We start from the raw sequence: 24940 nt of genomic DNA, 5'->3' as shown, positions 1-24940 counted from the left end.
GATTCAGGCCCGGGTGACCCGGGCGGTGTTGCCTTCGATGGCGGCCAGGCGCACGCGCTCGCCGGCGGGGATGTCGTTGTCGGCGACGCAGGTCCATTCCTCGTTGCCGAGGATGGGCTTCTGAAAGCGCACCCGGCCTTTCTGGAACTGCGAGACATTGGCGGTCAGCAGGCCGACCTCGCCGATCACGCTGTCGGCGGTCCAGCGCACGTCCGGCTTCTTGCGGCGGAACACCTTGAACCAGAGCACGGTGGTGATCGATGAGAACACCACCCACAGCAGGCCCTGCATATCGAGTTGCAGGCTGGGGGCGAGCAGCGAGACGAGCGACACCAGCACGGCACCGACGCCGAACCAGAGGATGAAGAAGGTGGGGAGCACCAGTTCCAGCAGGATCAGGGCCACGCCGAAGACGAGCCAGATCCACCATTGCATTTCCATATGGGTGGAGCCTTCCAGAAGGGGAGAGGTGATTCTACGGCAGGATCAAGGCACAGGGCCATCTCGTGACCGTCAGCGTGGGTATGTTACCCAGTCTTCCACACGCAGCCCCGGCACACGCTGGAACTCGCGCAGGTTGTTGGTCACCAGTGTGAGGCCGCGAGCGCGGGCGTGGCCGGCAATCATTCTGTCGTAGGGGCCGATGGGCGTGCCGGCCTTGGCCAGCTCCGCACGTAGCTGTGCGGTGTGAGCGGCGCCCTGAATGTCGTAGTCAAGCACATCGAGCCGTGCGGCGAACCCCTCGACAATGGCCAGGTTGCGTTCCGGCGCGGCGGATTTTTCCGCACCGTAGATCAACTCCATCAGGGTTACCGTGCTGATGGCCAGCTGGCCGTGATGGCGATTGAATGCCTCGCGCACTACCTGTGGCTTGTTCTTGATGGTGAAAATGCAGATGTTGGTATCGAGCATGTACCTGAGCATCAGAATCCTTCGCGCTCCTGGTCGGCTGGCTGTTCCCTGCTTGCCATGAAGTCCGCACTCACATCGTCACCCTCGAACCAGCTGTCCCAGCTTTCGCCGGCAGGCGAGATGATACGGGAACGGCCCACCGCAACGATGTCCACGCGGGTGACGTCTTCTGGAAGGGCGAGGGCTTTTGGCATGCGGATAGCCTGGCTGCGGTTACTTTTGAAGACTGCACCTTGCTCCATGATGGGCCTCCTTGAAAGCGCAAATGTATGACCGGAGTTTAATTCCGGAGATGGATATGTCAATGGGATATACAGGGTGCCGATCAGGCCTTGGGCAGGTGGAGCGCCTCCAGCAGCCGCCTCGCATCCTGGAATTCCCGATCCACTTCCGGCAGTACTGGCCGCTTGAGTACCAGCACCGGCACCCTGCGCGCCCGTGCCACCTCCAGCTTCGGCTCGGTGGCCGTGCTGCCGCTGTTCTTGCTCACCAGCACGTCGATCTGCCGACGTTCGAACAGGGCACGTTCATCGTCGATGAGGAAGGGCCCGCGAGCACCGATCACCTCGCAGCGTTCATTACCGGGGCACGCCTCGAGGGCGCGCAGGGTCCAGAACTGGTGTGGTGGGATTTCGTCCAGATGTTGCAGGGGTTCGCGACCAAGGGTGAACAAGGGACGTTGGAACGGGGCCAGCGCCTCGATCAGCCCGGCCCAGTCCTCGACTTCGCGCCAGTCATCGCCGGGCTGCACCTGCCACGCCGGGCGGCGCAGGGCCCAGCAGGGAATGCCGGCGCTGCGTGCGGCGAGGGCGGCGTTGCGGCTGATCTGCGCGGCATAGGGATGGGTGGCGTCGATCAGCAGGTCGATGCCTGCTTCGCGCAGGTACTCGGCCAGGCCTTCGGCGCCGCCATAGCCGCCGACCCGCACCTGGCAGGCCAGGTCCTGGGGAATGCGGCCGATACCGGCGAGGCTGTAGACATGTTGCGGACCCAGCTGGCGAGCGATGGCCAGGGCTTCGGTGACGCCGCCGAGCAGCAGGATGCGGCCATTCATGCCACGCCCGCCTTGCCGACGATGCCGCCCTGGCGGTCGATGGCGAACACTTCCACTTGCACCTGGGCCGGCACCACGCTGCGGGCGAAGTCCAGGGCATGGCGGCACACCTCATCGCCCAGGGCGATGCCGGCGGCATGCGCGAGGGCGAGGGCCTGCTGGCTGGTGTTGGCGGCGATGATCGCCTGTTGCAGCGCCGTATCCGCGCCAATGGCCGCCGCCCAGCCCGCCAACTGCGGCAGGTCGATGCTCGAATGGCGGCTGTGCAGGTCCATGTGCCCGGCGGCCAGTTTGCTGATCTTGCCGAAGCCGCCGCACAGCGTGAGGCGCGGCACGGGTACCTTGCGCAGGTGCTTGAGCACGGCGCCGACGAAGTCGCCCATCTCGATCAGGGCGATCTCCGGCAGGTCGTAGACCCGGCGCATGGTGTCTTCGCTGGCGTTGCCGGTGCAAGCGGCGATGTGGGTGTAGCCATTGGTGTGGGCGACGTCGATGCCCTGGTGGATCGAGGCGATGTAGGCCGAGCAGGAAAACGGCCGGACGATACCGCTGGTGCCCAGGATCGACAGCCCGCCGAGGATGCCCAGGCGTGGGTTCATGGTCTTGAGGGCCAGCTGTTCGCCGCCCTGCACGTTGACCGTCACCTCGAAACCGCCGTGGTAGCCGCTATCGCCCGCCAGTTGCAGCAGATGGTCGCTGATCATCTTGCGTGGCACCGGGTTGATGGCCGGTTCACCGACTGCCAGCACCAGCCCCGGGCGAGTCACGGTCCCCACGCCCGCGCCCGCGACGAAGCGAACGCCAGGTTCGGCGCACAAGCGCACCTGGCTGAAGAGCAGGGCGCCGTGGGTGACATCGGGATCGTCGCCGGCATCCTTCAAGGTGCCGGCCTCGGCCATGTCGCCCTTGAGGTGGCAGAACTCCAGGCGCATCTGCACCACCTTGCCCTTGGGCAGGGTAATTTCCACCGCGTCGTGCCGTTGCCCGGTCAGCAGCAGGCGTGCTGCGGCCAGGCTGGTGGCGGTGGCGCAGCTGCCGGTGGTCAGGCCGCTGCGCAGTGGCGCGGCCTGTTCGCGGGTTTCTTCACGCATCGAGAGGCTTCACCACGTCGAGCAGGGTGATCGGCAGGGCCTGGCGCCAGGTGTCGAAGCTGCCCAGGGGCTGGGTGTGGGCGATGTGGATGCGGGTCAGCTCGCCGCCGTGCTGCTCGCGGAACTGTGCCAGGGCGACCTCGCTTTGCAGCGTGACCGCATTGGCAACAAGGCGTCCGCCTGGCAGCAGGCGCTCCCAGCACAGATCAAGCACACCTTCGCGGGTGACGCCACCGCCGATGAAGATCGCATCCGGACGTTCCAGCCCGGCCAACGCTTCGGGGGCCTTGCCGCGAATCAGTTGCAGGCCGGGCACGCCGAGGGTGTCGCGGTTGTGTTCGATGAAGCCCTGGCGGCCTTCGTCAGCCTCGATCGCAAGCGTGCGGCAGCTGGGGTGGGCGCGCATCCATTCGATGCCGATGGAACCGCAACCGGCACCTACATCCCACAGCAGCTCGCCGGGTTGTGGTGCCAGGCGGGCCAGGGTGATGGCGCGCACGTCGCGCTTGGTCAGTTGGCCGTCATGACGGAAGGCGCTGTCGGGCAGGCCGGCCACGCGAGGCAGGCGCGGGGTGTCAGGCGAGGCCTGGCATTCGATGGCGACCAGGTTGAGCGTGGCGATATCGGCGTGTGGCCAGTCATCGGCGGTGCCGCTCAGCGTTCGCTCCTGCGGGCCACCGAGGTGTTCGAACACCTGGAGACGGCTGGGGCCGAAGCCACGTTCGCGCAGCTGCGCGGCAATGGCCGCCGGGCTGCTTTCGTCGTTGCTCAGCACCAGCAGGCGCACGCCACTGTGCAGATGGCCATTGAGCGCGGCCAGCGGGCGGGCGACCACCGAGACCACCTGCACATCCTGCAACGGCCAGCCCAGGCGGGCGGCAGCGAGGGCGCAGGAGGAGGGCATCGACAGCACCCGCAGTTCTTCGGCGGGCAGCTGGCGCGCCAGGCTGGCGCCGACGCCATAGAACATCGGGTCGCCGCTGGCCAGCACGCATACCGGCTCGCCGCGCAAGGCCATGACCGGGGCCAGGGAGAACGGGCTGGGCCAGTGCAATTGCTCGGCGGTCACGCAGCGGGGCAGCAGCGCCAGCTGGCGTGGGGCGCCGATGATTCGCGTGGCCGACAGCAGGGCGCGGCGGGCCTGTTTGCCCAGGCCGCTGAAGCCGTCTTCGCCGATGCCTATTACTGTCAGCCAGGGGGCCATCTGTTCCTCGTACCAATCATTGATCGCGGGGCAAGCCCGCTCCCACGTGGGCGCGTGGGAGCGGGCTTGCCCCGCGATTCGTCTAAACGTTCGACCACCGGTTTTTCATGCCGCCGGACAAAGCAGGCATAATACCGCGCCTTCTACACTGAAGCGCACTTTCACGATTGCCGGATGCCCCCTTGACGCAGCCCCCGCCCCCCGAAGTTTCGCCCCGCCCCTCGGCCTGTCCGGGGTTGTGGCGCATCGTTACCGCGCGCGACGGCGGCATTTGCCGGATCAAGCTGCCCGGCGGCCTGCTGCTGGCCGACCAGGCCGATGCCGTGGCCGATGCCGCCGAGCGTTTCGCTGGTGGAGTGATCGAGGCTACCAATCGGGCCAACCTGCAGATCCGTGGCATCGGTGACGACCATCTGGGCCTGGTCGAGCATCTGCTGGCCGCAGGGCTCGGCCCGCGTGACGCGGCGGGCGATGATGTACGCAACCTCATGCTCAGCCCACTGGCCGGGCTCGATCCGGCCATGCTGTTCGACACCCGGCCATTGGCAGGGCAGATCCTCGACCTGCTGGAGAGCACACCCAGGTTCCACAAGCTCTCGGCCAAGTTCGCCGTGCAGCTCGATGGCGGCGAAGCGCTGGCGATGCGCGAACACGCCCATGATCTGTGGCTGTCCGCGATGCAAGGCGAAGGACGCATCTGGTTGCGGTTCGGCCTCGCGAGCAGCCTGTCGAATGGCCAGGCGCTGGGTGCGGTACCGATGGAGCAGGGGCTGGTGCTGGTGCGCGCGGTGTTGGAGCGCTTCCTTGATCTGGCGACGCCCGAGCAGTCGCGCATGCGTCAATTGCTGCAGGTGTGCCCGGTGAGGCACTTCCTTGAAGGGCTGCCCCTGCAGATCGACACAGTATCGATGGCCTGGCAGCTCCCGGTGGTGACAAGCCCCTGGCTGGGCGTGCTGCCACAGCGCCAGGGCGTGGCCCTGGGCGTCGCACCACCCCTCGGGCGCCTGACGCCCGCAATGCTCCGCTGTGCCGCGCATATCGCCCGGCAATCGGGTGATGGCAGCTTACGCCTGACGCCTTGGCAGAGCCTGGTGCTGACCTCCCTCGAACCGACCGAGCTGGAAAACGCACGCGCGCAACTGACGGCATCCGGCATGCTCTGTCACAACGAGCATCCGCTGGCGCGGGTCGTCGCCTGCACCGGCTCCAGTGGTTGCGCCAAGGCCCAGGCCGACACCAAGGCCGACGCCATTGCCCTGGCCGCCCTGCTGCACCACGGTGCCCCGGGCAGCGTGCACCTTTCCGCCTGCCCACGTTCCTGCGCCATGGCCCACGTCGCCCCGGCTACCCTGCTGGCCCGTGCCCCGGGCCGCTATGACCTTTACTTGCGCGATGCGCGCCTGCCGGGATTCGGCAGGCTGCGCGGCGCCGACCTTACCCCAGAAGAAGCAGGCGCCATGCTCGACCTGCCGACGGAGCACCTTGATGATTGACTACATCCGCGATGGTCAGGAGATCTATCGCAATTCCTTCCGGATCATCCGCGAGGAAGCCCGGCTCGAGCGGATCCCCGCCGATCTTGAAAAGCTCGCCGTGCGCGTGATCCATGCCTGCGGCATGGTCGAGGCCATCGATGGCCTGCAGTTCTCCGAAGGCGCCGGCACCGCCGGCCGCGAGGCCCTGGCCAAGGGCGCGCCGATCCTCTGTGACGCGCACATGGTCGCCGAAGGCATCACCCGCGCCCGCCTGCCAGCCAACAACCCGGTGATCTGCACCCTGCGCGACCCGAGCGTGCCGGACCTGGCCAAGGCCGAGGGCAACACCCGCTCCGCGGTGGCCCTGGAACTGTGGCGCCCGCACCTGGAAGGCAGCGTGGTGGTGATCGGTAACGCGCCGACCGCATTGTTCTACCTGCTGGAAATGCTCGATGCCGGCGCGCCGAAACCGGCGCTGATCCTCGGTTTCCCGGTCGGCTTCGTCGGCGCCGCCGAATCCAAGGCCATGCTCGCCGCCGACAGCCGCGGCGTGCCGTTCGTGATCATGCAGGGCCGCCTGGGCGGCAGCGCGATGGCCGCCGCCGCGGTCAACGCGCTGGCCACGGAGGTGGAATGATGCACGCACGCGGACGACTGCTGGGCCTGGGCGTGGGCCCGGGCGATCCCGAGCTGATCACGGTCAAGGCCCTGCGCCTGCTGCGCGAGGCACCGGTGGTGGCGTACTTCGTGGCCAAGGGCAAGCGCGGCAACGCCTTCGGTATCATCGAAGCGCACCTGCAATCCGAACAGACCCTGCTGCCGCTGGTGTATCCGGTAACCACCGAGGCGCTGCCCGCGCCGCTCTCCTACGAGCAGGTGATCAGCGACTTCTACGACGAGGCGAGCGTACAGGTGGCCGAACACCTCGACGCCGGGCGCGACGTGGCGGTGATCTGCGAGGGCGACCCGTTCTTCTACGGCTCCTACATGTACTTGCATGATCGCCTCGCGTCGCGTTACGAGGCCCAGGTGATCCCCGGTGTGTGCTCGATGCTCGGCGGCGCCTCGGTGCTCGGTGCGCCGCTGGTGTATCGCAACCAGACCCTCACCGTACTGTCCGGTGTATTGCCTCATGAAGAGCTCAAGCAGCGCCTGGCCGCCGCCGACGCGGCAGTGATCATGAAGCTGGGGCGCAACTTCCCCAAGGTGCGCCAGGTGCTCGGCGAACTGGGCCTGGATAGCCGTGCGCTGTACGTGGAGCGGGCAACCATGGCCAACCAGAAGATCGTCGCGCTGGATGAGGTCGACCCACAGTCCTCGCCTTACTTCTCGCTGATCATCGTGCCGGGTGAGAAATGGCAGGGATGATCAAGGCACCGGCAATCGTCATTCTCGGCCCAGGCAGCCTGGTCACCGCGCAGCGTATCCAGCAGCGTTATCCACAGGCCGTGATTCATGGCCTGCAAGGGCGAGTGGAGGGGGCCGACCGTTACTACGCGGCCTTCGGCGACACCCTGCGCGAGCTGTATCAACAAGACGCGCCGATCATTGCTTTGTGCGCGGCGGGTATCGTCATTCGCACCTTGGCGCCGCTGTTGAGCGAAAAAGGCGTCGAGCCGCCGGTGCTGGCCGTGGCCGAGGATGGCAGCGCCGTGGTGCCGCTGCTCGGTGGCCTGGGCGGGGTCAACGTCATGGCCCGAGACATTGGTGAAGCGTTGGGTGTAAGCGCGGCGATCACCACCAGTGGCGAGCTGCGCTTCGGCACCTGTCTGCTGAACCCGCCCGAGGGGTACGCGCTGGCAGACCTGGAACAGGGCAAGCGCTTCGTCTCCGACCTGCTGGCGGGCGAAACCGTGCGTGTCGAAGGCGAGGCGCCGTGGCTCGAGCACGTGCAGTTGCCCGCCAGTGACGATGCGCAACGCATCATCCACGTGGGCAGCGCACTGCGTCCGGCCAGCCGTGACGAACTGGTGATCCATGCGCGTTGCGTGGTGGTGGCGGTCACCGCCGGTTGCGCTGACCTGGTGCAACAGGTGCGCGAGGAACTGCTGCAAGCGAACATCGCCGAGCCCGCGCTGGCCTGCCTGCTGGCGAGCGAAACCGAGATGGCGGAGCCGGCCCTGCACGAGGCTGCACAGGCACTGAATGTCGCCCTGCGCTTTGCCCCGGCTGCCGAGAGCCTGGAGCGGATGCTGGCTGATGCATTGCCGCAAGCGCGTGTGGGGTCGTCCGTGGGGCTCGCCCACGCGGTTGCCGCGGCACCGGTCGACATCGACCGGGTTGGCCGTCGCCGGGGTCGCCTGGCCGTGATCGGCCTGGGGCCTGGTGCCGCCGAGCTGATGGTGCCGGCGGTCAAGGCGGAATTGGCGCGTGCGCAGGATGTGCTCGGCTACGAAACCTACGTGCGCATGGCCGGCCCCTTCCGCGACGATCAAGTGCTGCACTGCACCGACAACCGCGAAGAGATGCAGCGCGCCCGCCATGCCTTCGAGCTGGCGGCCCAGGGCCGTTCGGTGGTGGTGGTGTCGTCCGGTGATCCGGGCGTATTCGCCATGGCCGCCGCAGTGCTCGAAGCGTTGCACGAGTCCAGCGACCCGGCCTGGCAACGCGTCGAGTTGCAGATCCTGCCCGGTGTCTCGGCCTCGCTGGCCACCGCCGCGCAAGCGGGGGCGCCGCTGGGGCATGATTTCTGCGTGATGTCGCTGTCGGACAACCTCAAGCCCTGGTCGATCATCGAAAAACGCCTCGACCTGGCGGCCCAGGCGGATCTGGTGTTGGCGTTCTACAACCCGATCTCCAAGGCCCGGCCTCATCAGTTGGGCGTGGCGCTGGAGGTGGTACGTCGTCATCGCGACGCAGGCACCCCCGTGGTGCTGGGCCGTGATATCGGCCGGCCGGGGCAGACCCTGCGGGTGGTGACCCTGGGCGAGCTGCTGCCGGAGATGGTCGACATGCGCACCATGGTGCTGGTCGGCTCCTCGACCACCTGCGCCTTCCCCCGTGCCGATGGCGGCCAGTGGGTGTACACGCCGCGCTGGTACCCCGCCAAGCCCTGAGCGCAGCCGGGGTCAGGGCAGCAGGTAGCCCTTGATCCCGGTGAAGATGATCTGCGCCGCCAGGGCGCAGACGAACAGCCCCATCAGGCGGCTGACGATCTGCAGGCCCTGGTCGCCGAGCAGCCGCTCGATACGGTGCGAGAGGTACAGCACCAGGCCGACAGTGAAGCTGGCCAGGGCGATGCTGACGATGGCCAGCAGCTTGTCGTCCCAGTGCGGCTGGCCCACCCCCATCACCAGCAGCGCACCGATGGTGCCGGGGCCGACCGTCAGCGGAATGGTCAGCGGCACGATGGTCACGTCCTGCTGCACGTTGTCGGTCTGCACCGCCGACTTGCCCTGGGCCATGCCCAGCGCCGAGATGAACAGCACCGAGCCCGCGCCGATGCGGAAGGCGTCGGCGGTGATGCCGAACACGCCGAAGATCACTCGCCCGAACAGATACAGCAGCACGCTGGCGATCAGCGTGGCGATGGCCACGCGCCAGGCCAGTTGCTTGCGCTCCTTGCTGGAGTGACCGCGGGTCAGCCCGATGAAGCACGACAGGACGAAGAACGGGCTGTAGAGCACGAGCATTTTCAGATAGACACTGAACAACTCATGGAGCATGGGGGCGGGTCCAGGCGGAGAAGAGTGGCATCTGTATAGCACGGAACCTGTAGGAGCGGCCTTGCCGAGGCGTCGGACCGGTCGGAAAGGGCCGCAGAGCGGCCCCAGGATCTCAGCTATAGCAGAAATGGTCGGGGGCTGCTGTGCAGCCCATTCGCGACGCAAGGCCGCTCCTACACCGATAGCGCTGCCCGCGGCGTTTCAGTCGAGGGGCGCGGTGACCACCTGCCGCTGCCCCGCCCAGAACTGCACCAGATCGCGCAGTTGCGACAGCTCCACTGGCTTGGCCATGTGCCCGTCCATGCCTGCCAGGCGCGCGCGCTCCTTGTGCTCGCTGAGAATATGCGCGGTCAGTGCCACCACCGGCGTGCGCGGGCGCTGGTTTGCGGTTTCCCAGGCGCGCAGCTGCTGGGTCGCGGAGAAACCGTCGAGCACCGGCATCTCGCAGTCCATCAGCACCAGGTCGTACTGTTTGGCCTTCATCGCCTGCAGGGCTTCTTCGCCGTTGCTGGCGGTGTCCGGCTCGAGGTTGAGCTTGCCGAGCATGCCGCGGATGACCTTGGTGGAGATGCTGTTGTCCTCGGCTACCAGGATGCGGAAGTCGCCGGGCAGGTCGAGCGGTGGCGGCGTGCCGACCGGCTGCGGCGGTGTCGCCTGTTCACGGCCGCGCAAGGCGAGCTCTTCGGCCAGGGTGGTCTTGAGGGTATAGCCGGCCACCGGCTTGGCAAGGATGCGCTTGACCCCGGCATTGCGGGCGATGACCTTGCTCGGCGCGTTGCTGATGCCGGTGAGCATGACCACCAGGATGTCGTGGTTCAGGCTCGGGTCTTCCTTGATCTTGGCCGCCAGTTGCATGCCGGTCATGCCAGGCATGTTCTGGTCCAGCAACACGGCGTCGAAGTAGTCGCGCAGGTGTGCCTTGGTGCGCAGCAGGGCCAGGGCTTCCTTGCCGGACGGCACCGCGCTGACATTCATGCCCCAGGCACTGCACTGTTGCACCAGTACCTTGCGACAGGTGTCGTTGTCGTCCACCACGAGCACCCGCGCGTCGCGCAGCGGGCCATCGAGGTCGGTCGGCGGCTGCTCGAGGCGCTGCGGGTCCAGCGGCAGGGTGAGCCACAGGGTGTTGCCCAGGCTGGTGCTGGTCTTGATCCCGAATTCGCCCTGCATCAGGCCGATCAGCTGCTTGGCGATCACCAGCCCCAGGTGGCCGCCGAGCTTGTTGCTGGAGAGGAAATGGCGGCTGTGCAGTTCGGCCTGCAGCAGGGCGTCGCGCTCGGCGGGGGGCATGGGCTCGCCGCTGTCCTGCACGGCGATGCGCAGGCGCGGTCCAGCGCCGCGCTGCTCCAGCGCCACCACCAGCAGGATCTCGCCCTGTGTGGTGTTTTTCAGGGCGTTGTCCAGCAGGCTCGACAGCGCCTGGCGCAGGCGTGTCGGGTCGCCACTGATCACCCGCGGCACCTGGGGCTGGGTGAAGCTGATCAGTTCGATGTTCTGCTGTTCGGCCTTGGCCCGGAAGATGTTCAGGCAGTCCTCGATCAGTGCATTGAGGTCGAACTGTACGTCGTCCAGCTCGATCTGTCGGGACTCGAGCTTGGAGATGTCGAGGATCTCGTTGATCAGGGTGAGCAGTTCGTTGCCGGCACTGTGGATGGTCTGCACATAGTCACGCTGCTTGACCGACAACGGCGTGCCCAGCAGCAGTTCGGTCATGCCCAGCACGCCGTTCATCGGGGTGCGGATCTCGTGGCTGATCTTGGCCAGGAACTCGGCCTTGGCGTTGATCTCGGCGTCGCTGGCGGCCAGGGCGCGACTGGCGCGGAAACGTTCCTCGCTGATCCGCCGCAGGCGTTCGCTGACGGCGAGGTTGAGCAACAGGCCGCTGACCACGGTCAGCGTCATGAGAATGCACAGCAGCCAGGGGGTGGCGGTCCGTGTCAGGCCGAGCAGGGCCGGGAGCAGTACCAGGCCGCCGAGGTTGAACACCAGCATGGCCAGGGTGAACAGGCGCGCTGGGGTGTAGCCCTTGTACCAGTGATAGCTGCTGACCAGCAGCATGCTTACGCTACCCAGGGCGAGCAGGGCGTAGGTCATCAGGTTCAGCGGGAGCGTGTCGACGAACAGCACCACCAGGCCGCTGACGGCGGCTACCAGCATCTCCATGTGCAGCAGTCGGTTGAGTCGCGCCGAGCTGCAAGGGGAGAAGAAGTGCAGGGTGAAATACAGCCCGGCCAGGCCGGCCAGCACCAGGGTGAGGTAGGCGGCCGGGGTCTGGGCGCTGTACCACAGGTGCCACCAGGGGCCGCTGAGGTTGAGGAGAATCAGGGCGCTGAGCAGCATCAGGGCGTGATACAGCGCCAGGGACAATGTGGTGTAGGAGCGGGTGTAGGCGAAGCGAATCAGGTTGTGCAGGATCAGCATCACCAGGCCGCCGAACAGCAAGCCGAACAGCAGGGGCTGGCGCTGATCGGCGGCGGCTTGAGCCGAGGGCTCCAGGCTGATGGCCGGGCGCAACTGATGCTCCGAGATCAGGCGCAGGTAGATATCCACCGGCTGGCTGCTGCGTGGCAGAGGCAGTACATGGTCGCTGCCGTGCAGGCTGGAGTCGTTGCTTTCGTTCTGGCCACCATGGTGCAGTTGGCGCAGCAACTTGTCGCCTTCGAGGGCGTAGAGGTCGATGCGTGAGAGGTCGGGGGCGAAGATGCGGACCAGTTGTTCCTGCTCGTCAGGGGCGAGGCGATAGTGCAGCCACAGGGCCTGGTCGGGCAGGGCGGCATCGAGCTGGTCGAGGGCCAGAGGGCTGAACTGGTTGCGGTAGCGCTCGGAGCGTACGTCGGAAAGCTGCAGGTTGGCTTGCTCGTCGAGCAGCGCGGACCAGCCCGCGCTCGGTTCGGCATGGGCTGGAACCAGGCAGAGCAGGGTCAGCAGGCTGACGATCTGGACAATGGCAATCCGAAGCCGACGCACGACGAAATCCCTTCTTAGCTGATGTGCCGAGTACCCACTATGCGCGGCGGGCCAAGGCGAAGGCAAGGCCCCGAGGGGCCTTGGCGACGAGGCGAGGACCGCACGCGCGAGGCGTGGCGGTCATGCGCTGCGTTTACTGCTGATGTTCACCGCGCTCGCGGGCGATGGCCCGGTAGCCAATGTCGGTACGGTAGAAGCTGCCATCCCACTTGACCTGCTCGGCCAGGCGATAGGCCTGCTGCTGGGCGGCCTCGACGGTGTCGCCCATGGCGGTGGCGCAGAGCACGCGGCCGCCAGCGGTGAGCACCTGGCCGTCCTTCAGCGCGGTGCCGGCATGGAAGACCTTGCCCTCGAGCTTGGCGGCGGCGTCCAGGCCGCTGATTGCCGCGCCCTTGGCATAGTCGCCGGGGTAGCCGCCGGCAGCCAGCACCACGCCCAGGCTCGGGCGCGGATCCCACTGCGCCTCGACCTTGTCCAGGGCCTTGGCGAAGGCGGCTTCGATCAACAGCACCAGGCTCGATTCCAGACGCAGCATGACCGGCTGGGTTTCCGGGTCGCCGAAGCGGCAGTTGAATTCGATGACCTTGGGGTTGCCGGCCTTGTCGATCATCAGGCCCGCATAGAGGAAGCCGGTGTAGACGTTGCCTTCCTCGGCCATGCCGCGCACGGTCGGCCAGATCACCTGATCCATCACGCGCTGGTGAACCTCGGCGGTCACCACCGGGGCGGGCGAGTAGGCGCCCATGCCGCCGGTGTTCGGGCCGGTGTCTTTGTCGCCGACGCGCTTGTGGTCCTGGCTGGTGGCCATTGGCAACACGTTGTGGCCGTCGACCATGACGATGAAGCTGGCTTCCTCGCCGTCGAGGAACTCTTCGATCACCACGCGCGAGCCCGCGTCGCCGAAGGCGTTGCCGGCGAGCATGTCGCGCACCGCGTCTTCGGCTTCCTGCAGGGTCATGGCGACGATCACGCCCTTGCCCGCTGCCAGGCCATCGGCCTTGATCACGATCGGCGCGCCTTTTTCACGCAGATAGGCCAGGGCCGGCTCGATCTCGGTGAAGTTCTGGTAGTCGGCGGTAGGGATCTTGTGGCGGGCCAGGAAGTCCTTGGTGAAGGCCTTGGAGCCTTCCAGCTGGGCCGCGCCCTTGGTCGGGCCGAAGCAGTCCAGGCCACGGCTGTGGAACAGGTCGACCACGCCGATGACCAGCGGCGCCTCGGGGCCGACGATGGTCAAGTCGACGTTCTTCTCGGCGAAGTCGGCCAGTTGCTCCAGGGCGGTGACGTCGATGGCGACGTTCTCGCACTTGGCTTCGGTGGCGGTGCCGGCGTTGCCGGGGGCAACGAAGACCTTCTCGACGCGTGGGTCCTGGGCGACTTTCCAGGCCAGGGCGTGTTCACGACCGCCGCTGCCGATGATCAAAACTTTCATGTCAAAACCTCGAATTCTGTATTACGGCGATCCGCGTTCCCTGTGTAGGAGCGGCCTTGTGTCGCGATAGGGCTGCGCAGCAGCCCCAGCAATTTCTGCTGCGAAGCTGAAACCTGGGGCCGCTTTGCGGCCCTTTCGCGACACAAGGCCGCTCCTACAGGGACCGGGATCGGCCCGGCATCTGATTAGTGGCGGAAGTGGCGCATGCCAGTGAAGACCATGGCGATACCGGCTTCGTCGGCTGCGGCGATGACTTCGGCGTCACGCATCGAGCCACCCGGCTGGATCACCGCGCTGATACCCACTTTAGCTGCGTTATCGATGCCATCGCGGAACGGGAAGAACGCATCCGAGGCCATCACCGCGCCCTGGACCTGCAGGCCGGCGTGCTCGGCCTTGATGGCGGCGATGCGCGCGGAGTTGACGCGGCTCATCTGGCCGGCGCCGACACCGATGGTCTGGCGGTTCTTGGCGTAGACGATGGCGTTGGACTTGACGAACTTGGCCACTTTCCAGGCGAACACCAGGTCGTGGATTTCCTGCTCGGTCGGCGCGCGCTTGGTGACGATCTTCAGGTCGTCGGCAGTGATCATGCCGATATCGCGGCTCTGCACCAGCAGGCCACCGTTGACGCGCTTGAAGTCCCAACCGGCGGCGCGCTCGGCTGGCCACTCGCCGCACTCCAGCAGACGCACGTTCTGCTTGGCGGCCACGACTTCGCGGGCGGCCTGGGAGATTTTCGGGGCGATGATCACTTCGACGAACTGACGCTCGACGATCGCCTTGGCGGTTTCGCCGTCCAGCTCGCGGTTGAAGGCGATGATGCCGCCGAAGGCCGACTCGGTGTCGGTGGCGTAGGCCAGGTCGTAGGCCTTGCGGATACCGCCTTCGTCTTCAGGCACCACGGCCACGCCGCACGGGTTGGCGTGCTTGACGATCACGCAGGCCGGCTTGACGAAGCTCTTCACGCACTCCAGCGCGGCGTCGGTGTCGGCCACGTTGTTGAACGACAGCTCCTTGCCTTGCAGCTGGATGGCGGTGGAGATGCTGGCCTCGCCCTTCTTCGCCTCGACGTAGAACGCCGCGCTCTGGTGCGGGTTCTCGCCGTAGCGCATTTCCTGGGCCTTGACGAACTGGCTGTTGAAGGTGCGTGGGAATTCGCTGCGGTCCGCGGTCGACAGGGTTTCTTTGGCCTGGTCGATGCTGCCCATGTAGTTGGCGATCATGCCGTCGTAGGCGGCGGTGTGCTCGAAGGCCTTGAGCATCAGGTCGAAGCGCTGGGCGTAGGTCAGGCCGCCGGCCTTGAGGTTTTCCAGCACGCCGGCGTAGTCGCTGGCATTGACCACGATGGCCACGTCCTTGTGGTTCTTCGCCGCCGAACGGACCATGGTCGGGCCGCCGATGTCGATGTTCTCGATGGCGGTCGGCAGGTCGCAACCCGGCTTGCTGATGGTGGCCTCGAACGGGTACAGGTTGACCGCGACCAGGTCGATCGGCTTGATGCCGTGTTCGTTCATGATGGCGTCGTCGGTGCCGCGACGGCCGAGGATGCCGCCATGGATCTTCGGATGCAGGGTCTTGACCCGGCCGTCCATCATTTCGGCGAAGCCGGTGTAGTCGGCCACTTCCACCGCGTTCACGCCATTGTCCTTGAGCAGCTTGTAGGTGCCGCCGGTGGACAGGATCTCGACACCGAGCTGTTGCAGCTCACGGGCGAACTCGAGGATCCCGGTCTTGTCGGAGACGCTGATCAAAGCGCGGCGGATCGGCAGGCGGGTAGTCTGGTCGGTCATTTCAGATTCCATAACGCGGTGGAGTCAGCAAAAAAGGCGCCTCGTCAAGAGCGCCTTTTTGGTTGGGGTTCTGGCCTTACAACAGATCGTACTGCTTGAGCTTCTTGCGCAGCGTGCCTCGGTTGAGCCCGAGCATCTCGCTGGCCTTGGTCTGGTTGCCCTTGACGTAGTTCATCACGCTTTCGAGCAGCGGTGCCTCGACTTCCGAGAGCACCAGGTTGTACACGTCCGTGACGGTGGCGCCTTCCAGGTGGGCGAAGTAGTTGTGCAGCGCCTTCTCGACGCTGCCGCGAAGGGTCTGGCCCTCTTCGCTCGGCGTGTTCAGGTGCTGCTTGAGGTTGACGTTGTCGCTCACGGGCGTTGTTCCACTCACTAATGTCTCGGTCATCATCGTCATGCGGCCACCCCTTGTTCGTCCTCTGTGCCAAGGCTCTGTCGACGTTCGGCGAAATAGGCCTGAACGTTGGCGCACTGCGCTTGTGTGTCTTGCAAAGCGTTGAACTGGCTGCGGAACTCCTTGCCGCCAGGTCGGGTCGCCAGGTACCAGCCAACGTGCTTGCGGGCGATACGCACGCCCATCACATCGCCATAGAAGGCATGCAACGCGGCCAGGTGCTCCAGCAGAATGCGTTCCACTTCGTCCAGCGCCGGTGCGGGCAGCTGCTCGCCCGTGCGCAGGTAATGCTCGATCTCGCGGAAGATCCACGGCCGCCCCTGGGCGGCACGGCCGATCAGCAGGCCGTCGACCCCGGTGGCGTCCAGCACCGCCTGGGCCTTTGCTGGCGAGGTGATGTCGCCGTTGGCGAACACCGGGATCGACACCGCCTGCTTGATGGCGGCGATGGTGTCGTACTCGGCTTCGCCGGTGTACAGGTCGGCGCGTGTGCGGCCGTGCACCGCCAGCGCCTGGATGCCGGCCTGTTCGGCGATTTTCGCCACATTCAGGCCGTTCTTGTTCGCCCGGTCCCAGCCGGTGCGGATCTTCAGCGTCACCGGAACCTCCACTGCGCCGACCACGGCATGAAGGATCTCGCTGACCAGGGCTTCGTCTTTCAATAAAGCAGAGCCGGCAGCTTTGTTGCAGACTTTTTTTGCCGGGCAGCCCATGTTGATGTCGATGATCTGGGCGCCGGCGTCCACGTTCGCGCGGGCCGCCTCGGCCATCATCTGCGCGTCGCCACCGGCGATCTGCACCGAGCGTGGCTCGGGATCGTCTTCGTGGATACGGCGCAGGCTCGACTTGCGGCTATTCCACAGGCGCATGTCGCTGGAAACCATCTCCGAGACCACCATGCCCGCCCCCAGGCGTTTGCACAGGGTACGGAAAGGCTGGTCCGTGACCCCGGCCATGGGTGCCAGGATCAGGTTGTTCTGCAGTGTGTAAGGGCCGATGCGTACCGCCGACATAGGTGTTCCCTGTTGTGGGGCCGAATCATTGGAGTTCGAAAAAGGGTTGGCATGATACCCGCTCTCGATGACCGGATAAAGATGAATCTGGATAAAATCTGAACAACGGGCGGTAGCCTCAAGCGGCAAGCTTCAAGCTGCAAGACAGATGCCGATCGGCTTTTTCTTGCCGCTTGCAGCTTGCAGCTTGCAGCTTGCAGCTGTTTCATTCCGGCGAGCGGAAGCTCAGGCTATAGTTCACGGCCTTGGGGCCCGGGTCGAGGATGTCCAGGGCTATGTGGATCGGGGTCTGGCTGGGCATCTCGCCGCGCCCGGCCAATTCGCCGGAAAGGTACTCGCTGGGTTTGAAGCGCCGGCTGGCGATCAGCTGGCCGTTGAGGTCGGCGAAGCGCAGTTCCAGCAGCGGGAAGGGCTGGGCGAAGGGGGCGCGGTTGTAGATGATCGCATCGACGATCAGCGCGCCCTTGAAGTCAGGGTGGCTGCGCACCACCAGGTTGCTGCTCTTGATCCGCGAGATGTCCACGCGGGTCGGCACCTGGCAACCAAGTACCGGGCACAGTTGCTGGAACCATGGACGGTACTGGTCCTGGCGGGCCATTTCGTCGAAGTGGAACCATACGTACTGGAAGGCCAGTACCCCGGCGGCCAGGAATGTCAGCAAGCCCCACAGCAGGCGCTTGCCCCAGTTTGGCGCGGGCTTTTCCCAATCCAGTTGCAACGGATCGTCGACCACGTCGACCAGCGGCTCCTTGCGCGGGCGCTCGGGCTTGATGCCCAGGCTCGGCTCCAGGCGCTGCTCTTCGGACACGCCGTCGCGCGCCGAGAAATGCTCGTCGCGGCTTTCGTCATCGAGTGCCGACAGGCCCTTTTCCGGCACCGGCTCGTCCTCGGCGGACAGGCGCTCGATTGGCGCGTCGAGGTCTTCGGCATGGGGTTGACGGCGTACCGGCGGCTCGTCGTCCAGGTCGAGGTCGGCGTTGCCGAGGGTAGGCTCGGTGCGTTCACCGTCGACAGGCTCGAGGTCCAGCGGTTCCTGCTCGACCAGCACCGGCGCTTCCTTGCGTTCCGGCGCGGGCTCCAGGGGCGCGTCGGTGGCGGTGCCGAACAGTTCGTCGGCGTGTTCGTCGGTGCCTTGGTGGTCGTCACGGCTGGCCTGCAGCACGCCCTTCTGTCCGGCGCTACGGCGATCGCCCGGGCTGCGCCGTTCGAGGCGTGCCAGTTCCTGGTCGAGGTCCAGCGCGTCCAGCTCTTCGGCGGTCACGGCCCAGCTGTCTTCGCCGGGTGGCGGCTGCTCGGCGTCGGGTAGCGTCGCCGCGGCTGGCTCCGGCGCGCTGGTGCTGGCCTCTGCGCTGGCAGCGCGGTTCTGCTCCAGCAGCTGTTTCGCCGCGTTGAACACCTGCAGGCAATTGCCGCAGCGCACCACGCCACGGGCCAGGCTCAGCTGGTGGTGGGTGACGCGAAAGCTGGTCTGGCAATGCGGACACTGGGTGACGAAACTGTCGGTCATGCGGCGATCCGGAGAACTGGGCAAGAGTTGATTCTAGGCGCGCTTAGCGGCGGCGACCACTGATGCGCACCCAGCCGTCGCGCACGACGATCGGGTCCAGATCGAAGTCGCCGGCATAGGCGGCGGCCACTTCCTCACCCTGTTCGGCGAGGATGCCCGACAGTGCCAGCAGGCCACCTGGGCGAACCAGACCGGACAGTTGCGTAGCCAGCGATACCAATGGGCCAGCGAGGATGTTGGCGACCAGCACGTCGGCCTGCATGGCTGGCATATGTTCTGGCAGGTACAGCGCCAGTTTCTCATCGGCGATGCCATTGCGCTGAGCGTTGTCACGCGAGGCTTCGATGGCCTGCACGTCGATGTCGGTACCGACTGCCTCGCGGGCGCCCAGCAGCAGGGCAGCGATGGCGAGGATGCCCGAGCCGCAGCCGAAGTCCAGTACCTGGGCACCTTCGAGCTGTTGGCCGTCGAGCCATTCCAGGCACAGCGCGGTGGTGGGGTGGGTGCCTGTGCCGAAGGCCAGGCCCGGGTCGAGCAGCAGGTTGACCGCGTCCTTCTCCGGGGCCTCGTGCCAGCTGGGCACGATCCACAGGCGCCGACCGAAGCGCATGGGCTGGAAGTTGTCCATCCAGCTGCGTTCCCAGTCCTGGTCCTCGATCACCTCGGCGTGGTGCTCGGGCAGCGCGGCGCCGGTCAGCAGCGCCAGATGGGCGAATACCGCCTCAGGCTCGGCGTCGGCCTCGAACAGGGCCAAAAGGTGGGTGTGCGACCACAGCGGAGTGGTGTTGAGGTCCGGCTCGAAGATCGGCTGATCTTCGGCGTCCATGAAAGTCACCGAGACGGCACCCACTTCCAGCAGGGCGTCTTCGTAGGTCTCGGCTTGTTCCGGGCTGATGGCCAGGCGTACTTGCAGCCAGGGCATGGCGGGCACCTTTGGGAAATCGACAGGGGCAGCGCGAGGCTGCGCAAAGGGCGCCAGTTTACGCCAGGCGGGCGGTAAAAGGGAGGCCGGTTGATGTTCCGACCCGCACCGCGACGCGCAATGTCGTGGCGAATAGTCATATGTAACGCCGCCTCGGCTGGCGACATTCGAAACTACCTGCTCCAACACTTCAGGAGCAGCAAAGATGAGTACGCAGGCAGGGACAGCCGTTCCCGAAGTATCGCTCAAGCAACTTATGGATAAGCTGGAGGGCTGGGCGCAAGCGTTCGATCAGCGCCTGAAGTCGCAGCCGACCTGGCTGGATACGCTCGCGGAAAACATCCACGTCGAACTGCGGGTCTACTTTGCACAGGGGCAGTATGCCGACGGCTTTCTCGACAATCTGCTGGATACCATCCTGCAAGCCTCGATCGACGGACGAGCGCCCGTTTATGACGAGGCGCTCGATGCGCCTCATCGCTGGGGGCAGCAGGTAGTCCAGGAGATCCCGCAGGAGCGTCGAGACACCCTTGTCCAACTGATCGAGGGCATGCTCGATCGCTTGGTCGGTATCTACGACGACGCGCTTCGTCGGCACTGGCAGACACCGCCGATGGTCGTAGACGATGCCGTGGATTTTCGTGTGCGGCTGCAGGCGTGCCTGGATAAGCATATCGAGGCATGCAAGGCGCTGGTCGATGGCAAGGATCGGGAAGGGAAGACGGCGCAGGGCCTGCGCGCGGAGATCGAGGAACTGCAGCGTGAGTGGCATGGCCAAGTCGCGATCCAGGCCCTGTCGACCGACGCGGAGACACTGAGGCTGCAGCGCTTTGCCAATGCTTCTCGGCCCGAGTGGATGAAAGCGCTCGAGGACAGCGAAGAAACCGCATTGCGTGAATCCCATTCACGGCTGGAGGACGCATTGCTGTTGCAACAGCTCCAGCTGGAGGATTTCGAGACGCTCGAGGCTTACGCTCGGGAGCGGGCCAGGCAATTCCTGCTCGAGGAGACCGGCTATCGCATGGACCCGGACCAGATCAAGCTTCACCGGCGTTTCACGGTCGACCCGGGGCACCCTGTCGAGACCTCGAGCCTGACGTCGCAGGTCATGCTTGGGCCGCTCAAGGCGGGCATGCTCCAGGTCATCAGCAAGTTCGAAGCCCCAGCGCGCCATGAGGGCGCCCTTTCCGTGCCGTTGTTGGAGCGGCTGCTCGAATCGGTCGATGCGCCGGCGGACTACTACCCAGCCTTGCTTGGGCATTACGCACAGGATGACGTGATGGGGGTAATGAAGGATGCCTATCAGGTCCGATTGCAGCACAGTCTGCTGGTCGCAATCCACGCAGGCCATATCGACCAGCGGATGGCGGAGCGTGTCACTTCGACGGTCAGCGCCAAGGGGGAAGCGTTGCAGGTTCGCACCCTTGGGGTCACGGCAACCAGCAGCTGGTATGGCCTGATGCTGTTTTACAGCGAGAACGATCGCGGTGAGCTGGACGAAGTGGTGCTCTATGCACCGGAAAAGCCCGATGGGCAGGAGTGGGTGGTGCTGCACGGGCCTGGAGCCATTGCAATTGAAATCGGCGGCTGGCTGTCACGGGACTGGGGGCAGGCCTATCTTCGATCGTTGACCCCGGTGGTTATCCGCGCGCATGCGCATGAACTTTACTCACAGGTGATCGCCAATCCCGCGAGGTCGAGCCTAGGCAGTGATCTGCGCGGGCTGGCCACTGGCTATGCGGCATGTCTCGAGGAGCATGTCGTGGCCCGCCAGAGCGTACACCTGGAGCACGTGGGGCGCGTCGATTCACCTGGCTGGTATCGCGGCCTGTCGCTCGAGATGCGCAGGACCTATTGCTACAACCGGGCGCTGGCTGGCTGGCATGAACAGAAGTTCGACGGCCTGATGGCCGGTCATGAAACCTTTCTGGAGTTCGCCCGCCGGAAGGTCCGCGAGGATATCGCGCCTTACCTGAGCACGGTCGGTGTGACCGAGGCAGTGGACCCGGAAACGGTGCTGATCGATTACCACCCCGAAGGCGATGGTCAGCCCGCCAGCGTCATGACGTTGCTGGACATGAGCATCTTCGGTTACGACCACAATTGGGGGATCGACAATCCCGCTCGCGGTGTGCGCTCCTCTGTCGGGCAGGACTTGGGGCGAGTGCGTAGCGCGGACCTCGCGGACTATGCCCGGCGAGCCTACCTGGGGCAGAAGTACGTAGAGGCGATCGAGGCCGACTACCTGGATGTCGCCTCGGACGACTACACCTCTCGGCGCGAAGCGTTCGGTCAGATGCTGAGTTGGATCTTCGATCGGGACTTGTGCCAGGCCCTGGGGCAGCAGCAGATCACCGTGAGTCAGTACAACCAGCTGCTCAAGCTGGTGAGCGAGGCCTTTGGTCGCGATGCTCCCCGCGAGCAGAAGGTCTTGCCCGAGACTGTCGCCAGCACCGAAGGTATCTTCCAGTTGACGCTGGCTGGCCACCCGATACGTGGTGCCTACGTCCTGCGGTTGATCGAGGGCGGTGTGGCACGCGAGTGGCTGTATGTGCCGGACGCTCCCGACCAAACTGTGCTGCGTCTTTATGCAGACCTGCGAAGCACTGCCGGCGAGGTGCTGCATGAGGAACTGGCCGCTCGGGCCACGCAGGCCACGGCCAAGGAAGTGAGGCTGTTTCTCAAGCAGTTGGTGACCGGTTCCGAGCATCTCGATTCGCTGCGTGAAGCACAGCGCGTCGATGCCCTGCGCACAGAGTTCGATGTCTACATCCGACACAGCCTCAACGAGGTCAGCCAGATCACCAGCACTCGTAAGCAGGTGATAATGACACTGGCAATTAGGGGCCTGATCTTCGCATCGATCCCCGTGGCGCTCGTTTGCCCACCCTTCGCCTTGCTGATGGACGTCGTTTTCCTGCTTGTTAGCGTGCGCAAAGCGATCATTGCGCACTCCAAGGGCGATACCGAGCAAGCGTTGCTGGAGTGGCTGCATGCCTCCTGGGCGTTGCTCGGCGCGTTCACGCATGCGTCTCGGGTGTTGGGTGCCCTGCGCACGGTGACTGGTGTGCGAGGGCAGGTGGGCTCGGCTGCGCGCAATCCTGCGCCGGCGATCGAGCAGAAGGTGCGCCTGGACAAGCAGTGGGCCGTGAGCAATAGCCCATCGGGCTTGACGAAGGCCCCTCGTGACGGGGTCTGGAGCGGCACTCGGCTCGGTAGCGACGGCAAGTACTACGTGCAACATAAAGGTCGCTATTTCCAGGTGCGCCATGAGCCTGGCGAAGACTTCCTGCGCGTGGTCAATGCGCGTCGTCCCGATGCGTATTTCAAGATGCCGGTGCGGGTGTCCGCTGATGGTCGCCTGCAGCCGGTCCGGCCAGGCCTCGTGGGTGGCACTCCCGTGCAGGACCTGGGCAGGGTGCGCACTCCTGCCGAGGCGTTTTCCGGTAACAGTCCTGACGTGGCGCGTGGAGCGCTGCAGGGCGAAGCTGTCATCGGTCGGTTCGGTGCCGCAGTCAACGACAACTACCTGTTCACCCTCAATGTGCAGAGCTGTGTGGCGGTGACGCTCTACAACCCTGTGACCAAGGCCGGTGCGGTGATCCACTTCGACCACAACATCAGCCTGTTGATCACGCGTGCGATCAATGAGGTGCTGCCTGCGATCCAGGGGGCGACGCCAGTCAGCAGGATACGCACGGTGATGGTGGGCGGAGACTGGCTGACACAGGCGAGTATCGGTGTACCAGTGGCGAGAATCCTGCGGCGTGCTGGGCTGCGCCCCAGCTGGGATCATTGGTCGTACTCGTCATGTTTCGGCAGGACCTATGGCGTGCGACTGGACCTGAATGGGGGCGCGGTCAAGGTATTCCAGACCTCGCAGGATTTCGTCGCAGGCATCTATGACCCGGTCCTGGCCGCGGCCAGGTTCAATGCGCGAGGTCTGCCAGGCAGAGCGCACCGTTTCATGCGCAGATTCCAGGCCGAGCCGCTGCGAGAGGGCGGCAACGGGGCGGTGGTCGACGCGCTGGGGCGTCCCGCCGACGCGGCGGCGACCAACCAGCAGGCCATCAGCGTGATCGACCTGGGTTGAAGCCAGGCGAAAAAAACAACCCCGGCTCCAGGCCGGGGTTGTTGTTCATCTCACCTCACGATCACTCCTGGCTGGCCAGTTTGTGCTCGAGGTAGTGGATGTTGACGCCGCCTTTGCAGAAACCTTCATCACGCACCAGGTCGCGGTGCAGCGGGATGTTGGTCTTGATGCCGTCGACGACGATCTCGTCCAGGGCATTGCGCATGCGCGCCATGGCTTCGTCGCGGTCCTTGCCGTAGGTGATCAGCTTGCCGATCAGCGAATCGTAGTTCGGCGGAACCGAGTAGCCGCTGTACAGGTGCGAGTCGACGCGAACGCCGTTGCCGCCCGGGGCGTGGAAGTGCTTCACCTTGCCTGGGCTCGGGATGAACTTCTTCGGGTCTTCGGCGTTGATCCGGCACTCCAGCGAGTGGCCGCGGATGACCACGTCTTCCTGGCGGAACGACAGCTTGTTGCCAGCGGCGATGCTGAGCATCTCCTTGACGATGTCGATGCCGGTGACCATTTCCGAGACCGGGTGCTCGACCTGGACGCGGGTGTTCATCTCGATGAAGTAGAAGCGGCCGTTCTCGTACAGGAACTCGAAGGTACCGGCACCGCGGTAGCCGATCTCGATGCAGGCGTCGACGCAACGCTTGAAGACTTCCTGGCGGGCCTTCTCGTCGATGCCCGGGGCCGGGGCTTCTTCCAGGACCTTCTGGTGACGGCGCTGCAGCGAGCAGTCACGGTCGCCCAGGTGCACGGCGTTGCCCTGGCCGTCGGACAGGACCTGCACTTCCACGTGACGTGGGTTGGTCAGGAACTTCTCCAGGTAGACCATCGGGTTGCCGAACGCGGCACCAGCTTCGGTGCGGGTCAGCTTGGCCGATTCGATCAGGTCTTCTTCCTTGTGCACCACGCGCATGCCGCGACCACCACCGCCACCGGCGGCCTTGATGATCACCGGGTAGCCGACGTCACGGGCGATTGCCAGGGCAACCTCTTCGTCTTCCGGCAGCGGGCCATCGGAACCTGGCACGGTCGGTACGCCCGACTTGATCATCGCGTCCTTGGCCGAAACCTTGTCGCCCATCAGGCGAATGGTGTCGGCTTTCGGGCCGATGAAGGCGAAGCCGGACTTTTCCACCTGCTCGGCGAAATCGGCGTTTTCCGCGAGGAAGCCGTAGCCCGGGTGGATGGCGGTGGCGCCTGTCACTTCGGCGGCGGCGATGATCGCCGGAATGTGCAGGTACGATTCCTTGGACGATGCAGGGCCGATGCAGACCGACTCGTCTGCCAGGCCCAGGTGCATCAGTTCACGGTCGGCCGTGGAGTGCACGGCGACGGTCTTGATACCCAGCTCTTTGCAGGCACGCAGGATCCGCAGGGCAATTTCCCCGCGGTTGGCGATCAGAACTTTTTCGAGCTTCCCAGACATCGTT

Annotated in this window: 20 protein-coding genes; 5 read left to right on the top strand and 15 right to left on the bottom strand. The window is 65.5% G+C overall.

Features of this window, described 5'->3' with window-relative positions; genetic code table 11:
* Positions 1 to 3: 3 nt before the first annotated feature.
* From ACYUME_RS23285 to cbiE, 6 genes are all read right to left on the bottom strand, one after another.
* On the bottom strand, positions 4 to 441 hold the full coding sequence (locus tag ACYUME_RS23285; RefSeq protein WP_460417106.1) for an NfeD family protein: 438 nt from the start codon (positions 439 to 441) through the stop codon (positions 4 to 6).
* Between the two features lie 72 nt (positions 442 to 513).
* Positions 514 to 924 carry a type II toxin-antitoxin system tRNA(fMet)-specific endonuclease VapC gene (vapC, locus tag ACYUME_RS23280; RefSeq protein ID WP_279882676.1) on the bottom strand — a complete coding sequence of 137 codons (411 nt, stop codon included), beginning with the start codon at positions 922 to 924 and terminating at the stop codon, positions 514 to 516.
* On the bottom strand, positions 924 to 1154 hold the full coding sequence (gene vapB, locus ACYUME_RS23275; RefSeq protein WP_011535889.1) for a type II toxin-antitoxin system VapB family antitoxin: 231 nt from the start codon (positions 1152 to 1154) through the stop codon (positions 924 to 926). The genes vapC and vapB overlap by 1 nt, the downstream gene beginning before the upstream one ends.
* Before the next feature lie 83 nt (positions 1155 to 1237).
* Positions 1238 to 1966, bottom strand: a complete 729-nt coding sequence (locus ACYUME_RS23270) for a cobalt-precorrin-6A reductase (protein ID WP_460417104.1) — start codon at positions 1964 to 1966, stop codon at positions 1238 to 1240.
* Positions 1963 to 3057 (bottom strand): cobalt-precorrin-5B (C(1))-methyltransferase, encoded by a 1095-nt coding sequence (locus ACYUME_RS23265; protein WP_460417102.1) that lies wholly within the window; start codon positions 3055 to 3057, stop codon positions 1963 to 1965. Before ACYUME_RS23265 ends, ACYUME_RS23270 begins: the two co-directional genes overlap by 4 nt.
* Positions 3050 to 4261, bottom strand: a complete 1212-nt coding sequence (cbiE, locus tag ACYUME_RS23260) for a precorrin-6y C5,15-methyltransferase (decarboxylating) subunit CbiE (protein ID WP_460417101.1) — start codon at positions 4259 to 4261, stop codon at positions 3050 to 3052. Before cbiE ends, ACYUME_RS23265 begins: the two co-directional genes overlap by 8 nt.
* A 167-nt stretch (positions 4262 to 4428) precedes the next feature.
* Here cbiE and cobG point away from each other — a divergent pair, with 167 nt between their 5' ends.
* The 4 genes from cobG to cobJ are packed head-to-tail and all read left to right on the top strand — an operon-like array spanning position 4429 to position 8792.
* Entirely contained in the window at positions 4429 to 5754 is a 1326-nt protein-coding gene (gene cobG / locus ACYUME_RS23255) for a precorrin-3B synthase (protein ID WP_460417099.1), read from the top strand.
* Positions 5747 to 6373, top strand: a complete 627-nt coding sequence (locus ACYUME_RS23250; RefSeq protein WP_011535884.1) for a precorrin-8X methylmutase — start codon at positions 5747 to 5749, stop codon at positions 6371 to 6373. The genes cobG and ACYUME_RS23250 overlap by 8 nt, the downstream gene beginning before the upstream one ends.
* Positions 6370 to 7104, top strand: a complete 735-nt coding sequence (locus ACYUME_RS23245; RefSeq protein ID WP_460417097.1) for a precorrin-2 C(20)-methyltransferase — start codon at positions 6370 to 6372, stop codon at positions 7102 to 7104. The genes ACYUME_RS23250 and ACYUME_RS23245 overlap by 4 nt, the downstream gene beginning before the upstream one ends.
* A complete protein-coding gene (gene cobJ, locus ACYUME_RS23240) occupies positions 7101 to 8792 on the top strand; it encodes a precorrin-3B C(17)-methyltransferase (protein ID WP_460417095.1) in 1692 nt (563 codons plus the stop codon). Before ACYUME_RS23245 ends, cobJ begins: the two co-directional genes overlap by 4 nt.
* 12 nt (positions 8793 to 8804) lie before the next feature.
* Here the strand turns inward: cobJ and ACYUME_RS23235 are convergent, their stop codons facing one another.
* The 8 genes from ACYUME_RS23235 to prmA form a co-directional block, all read right to left on the bottom strand.
* Positions 8805 to 9401: a MarC family protein gene (locus tag ACYUME_RS23235; RefSeq protein WP_279882661.1), complete on the bottom strand. Its 597-nt coding sequence runs from the start codon at positions 9399 to 9401 to the stop codon at positions 8805 to 8807.
* Between the two features lie 201 nt (positions 9402 to 9602).
* Positions 9603 to 12368, bottom strand: a complete 2766-nt coding sequence (locus ACYUME_RS23230; protein WP_460417093.1) for a hybrid sensor histidine kinase/response regulator — start codon at positions 12366 to 12368, stop codon at positions 9603 to 9605.
* Positions 12369 to 12501: 133 nt separating this feature from the next.
* On the bottom strand, positions 12502 to 13797 hold the full coding sequence (gene purD / locus ACYUME_RS23225; protein WP_460417091.1) for a phosphoribosylamine--glycine ligase: 1296 nt from the start codon (positions 13795 to 13797) through the stop codon (positions 12502 to 12504).
* Between the two features lie 185 nt (positions 13798 to 13982).
* Positions 13983 to 15590, bottom strand: a complete 1608-nt coding sequence (gene purH, locus ACYUME_RS23220) for a bifunctional phosphoribosylaminoimidazolecarboxamide formyltransferase/IMP cyclohydrolase (protein ID WP_279882655.1) — start codon at positions 15588 to 15590, stop codon at positions 13983 to 13985.
* Positions 15591 to 15666: 76 nt separating this feature from the next.
* Positions 15667 to 15987: a DNA-binding transcriptional regulator Fis gene (gene fis / locus ACYUME_RS23215; RefSeq protein WP_134692528.1), complete on the bottom strand. Its 321-nt coding sequence runs from the start codon at positions 15985 to 15987 to the stop codon at positions 15667 to 15669.
* Complete coding sequence (dusB, locus tag ACYUME_RS23210; protein WP_460417089.1) at positions 15984 to 16997, bottom strand: tRNA dihydrouridine synthase DusB; 1014 nt, start codon at positions 16995 to 16997, stop codon at positions 15984 to 15986. Before dusB ends, fis begins: the two co-directional genes overlap by 4 nt.
* 205 nt (positions 16998 to 17202) lie before the next feature.
* Entirely contained in the window at positions 17203 to 18504 is a 1302-nt protein-coding gene (locus ACYUME_RS23205; RefSeq protein ID WP_460417088.1) for a DUF3426 domain-containing protein, read from the bottom strand.
* 43 nt (positions 18505 to 18547) lie between these two features.
* Positions 18548 to 19426: a 50S ribosomal protein L11 methyltransferase gene (prmA, locus tag ACYUME_RS23200; protein ID WP_279882649.1), complete on the bottom strand. Its 879-nt coding sequence runs from the start codon at positions 19424 to 19426 to the stop codon at positions 18548 to 18550.
* A 205-nt stretch (positions 19427 to 19631) separates the two neighbouring features.
* On the opposite strand from prmA, the gene ACYUME_RS23195 reads away from it, so the two are divergent.
* Complete coding sequence (locus tag ACYUME_RS23195) at positions 19632 to 23519, top strand: dermonecrotic toxin domain-containing protein (protein WP_460417086.1); 3888 nt, start codon at positions 19632 to 19634, stop codon at positions 23517 to 23519.
* A gap of 61 nt (positions 23520 to 23580) precedes the next feature.
* Here the strand turns inward: ACYUME_RS23195 and accC are convergent, their stop codons facing one another.
* On the bottom strand, positions 23581 to 24936 hold the full coding sequence (gene accC / locus ACYUME_RS23190; RefSeq protein ID WP_460417084.1) for an acetyl-CoA carboxylase biotin carboxylase subunit: 1356 nt from the start codon (positions 24934 to 24936) through the stop codon (positions 23581 to 23583).
* Between the last annotated feature and the right edge of the window lie 4 nt (positions 24937 to 24940).

This window comes from Pseudomonas sp. microsymbiont 2, from assembly GCF_054788395.1.
Note: the sequence above shows the minus strand (reverse complement) of the source record. Positions and strands in the feature narration are given on the sequence as shown.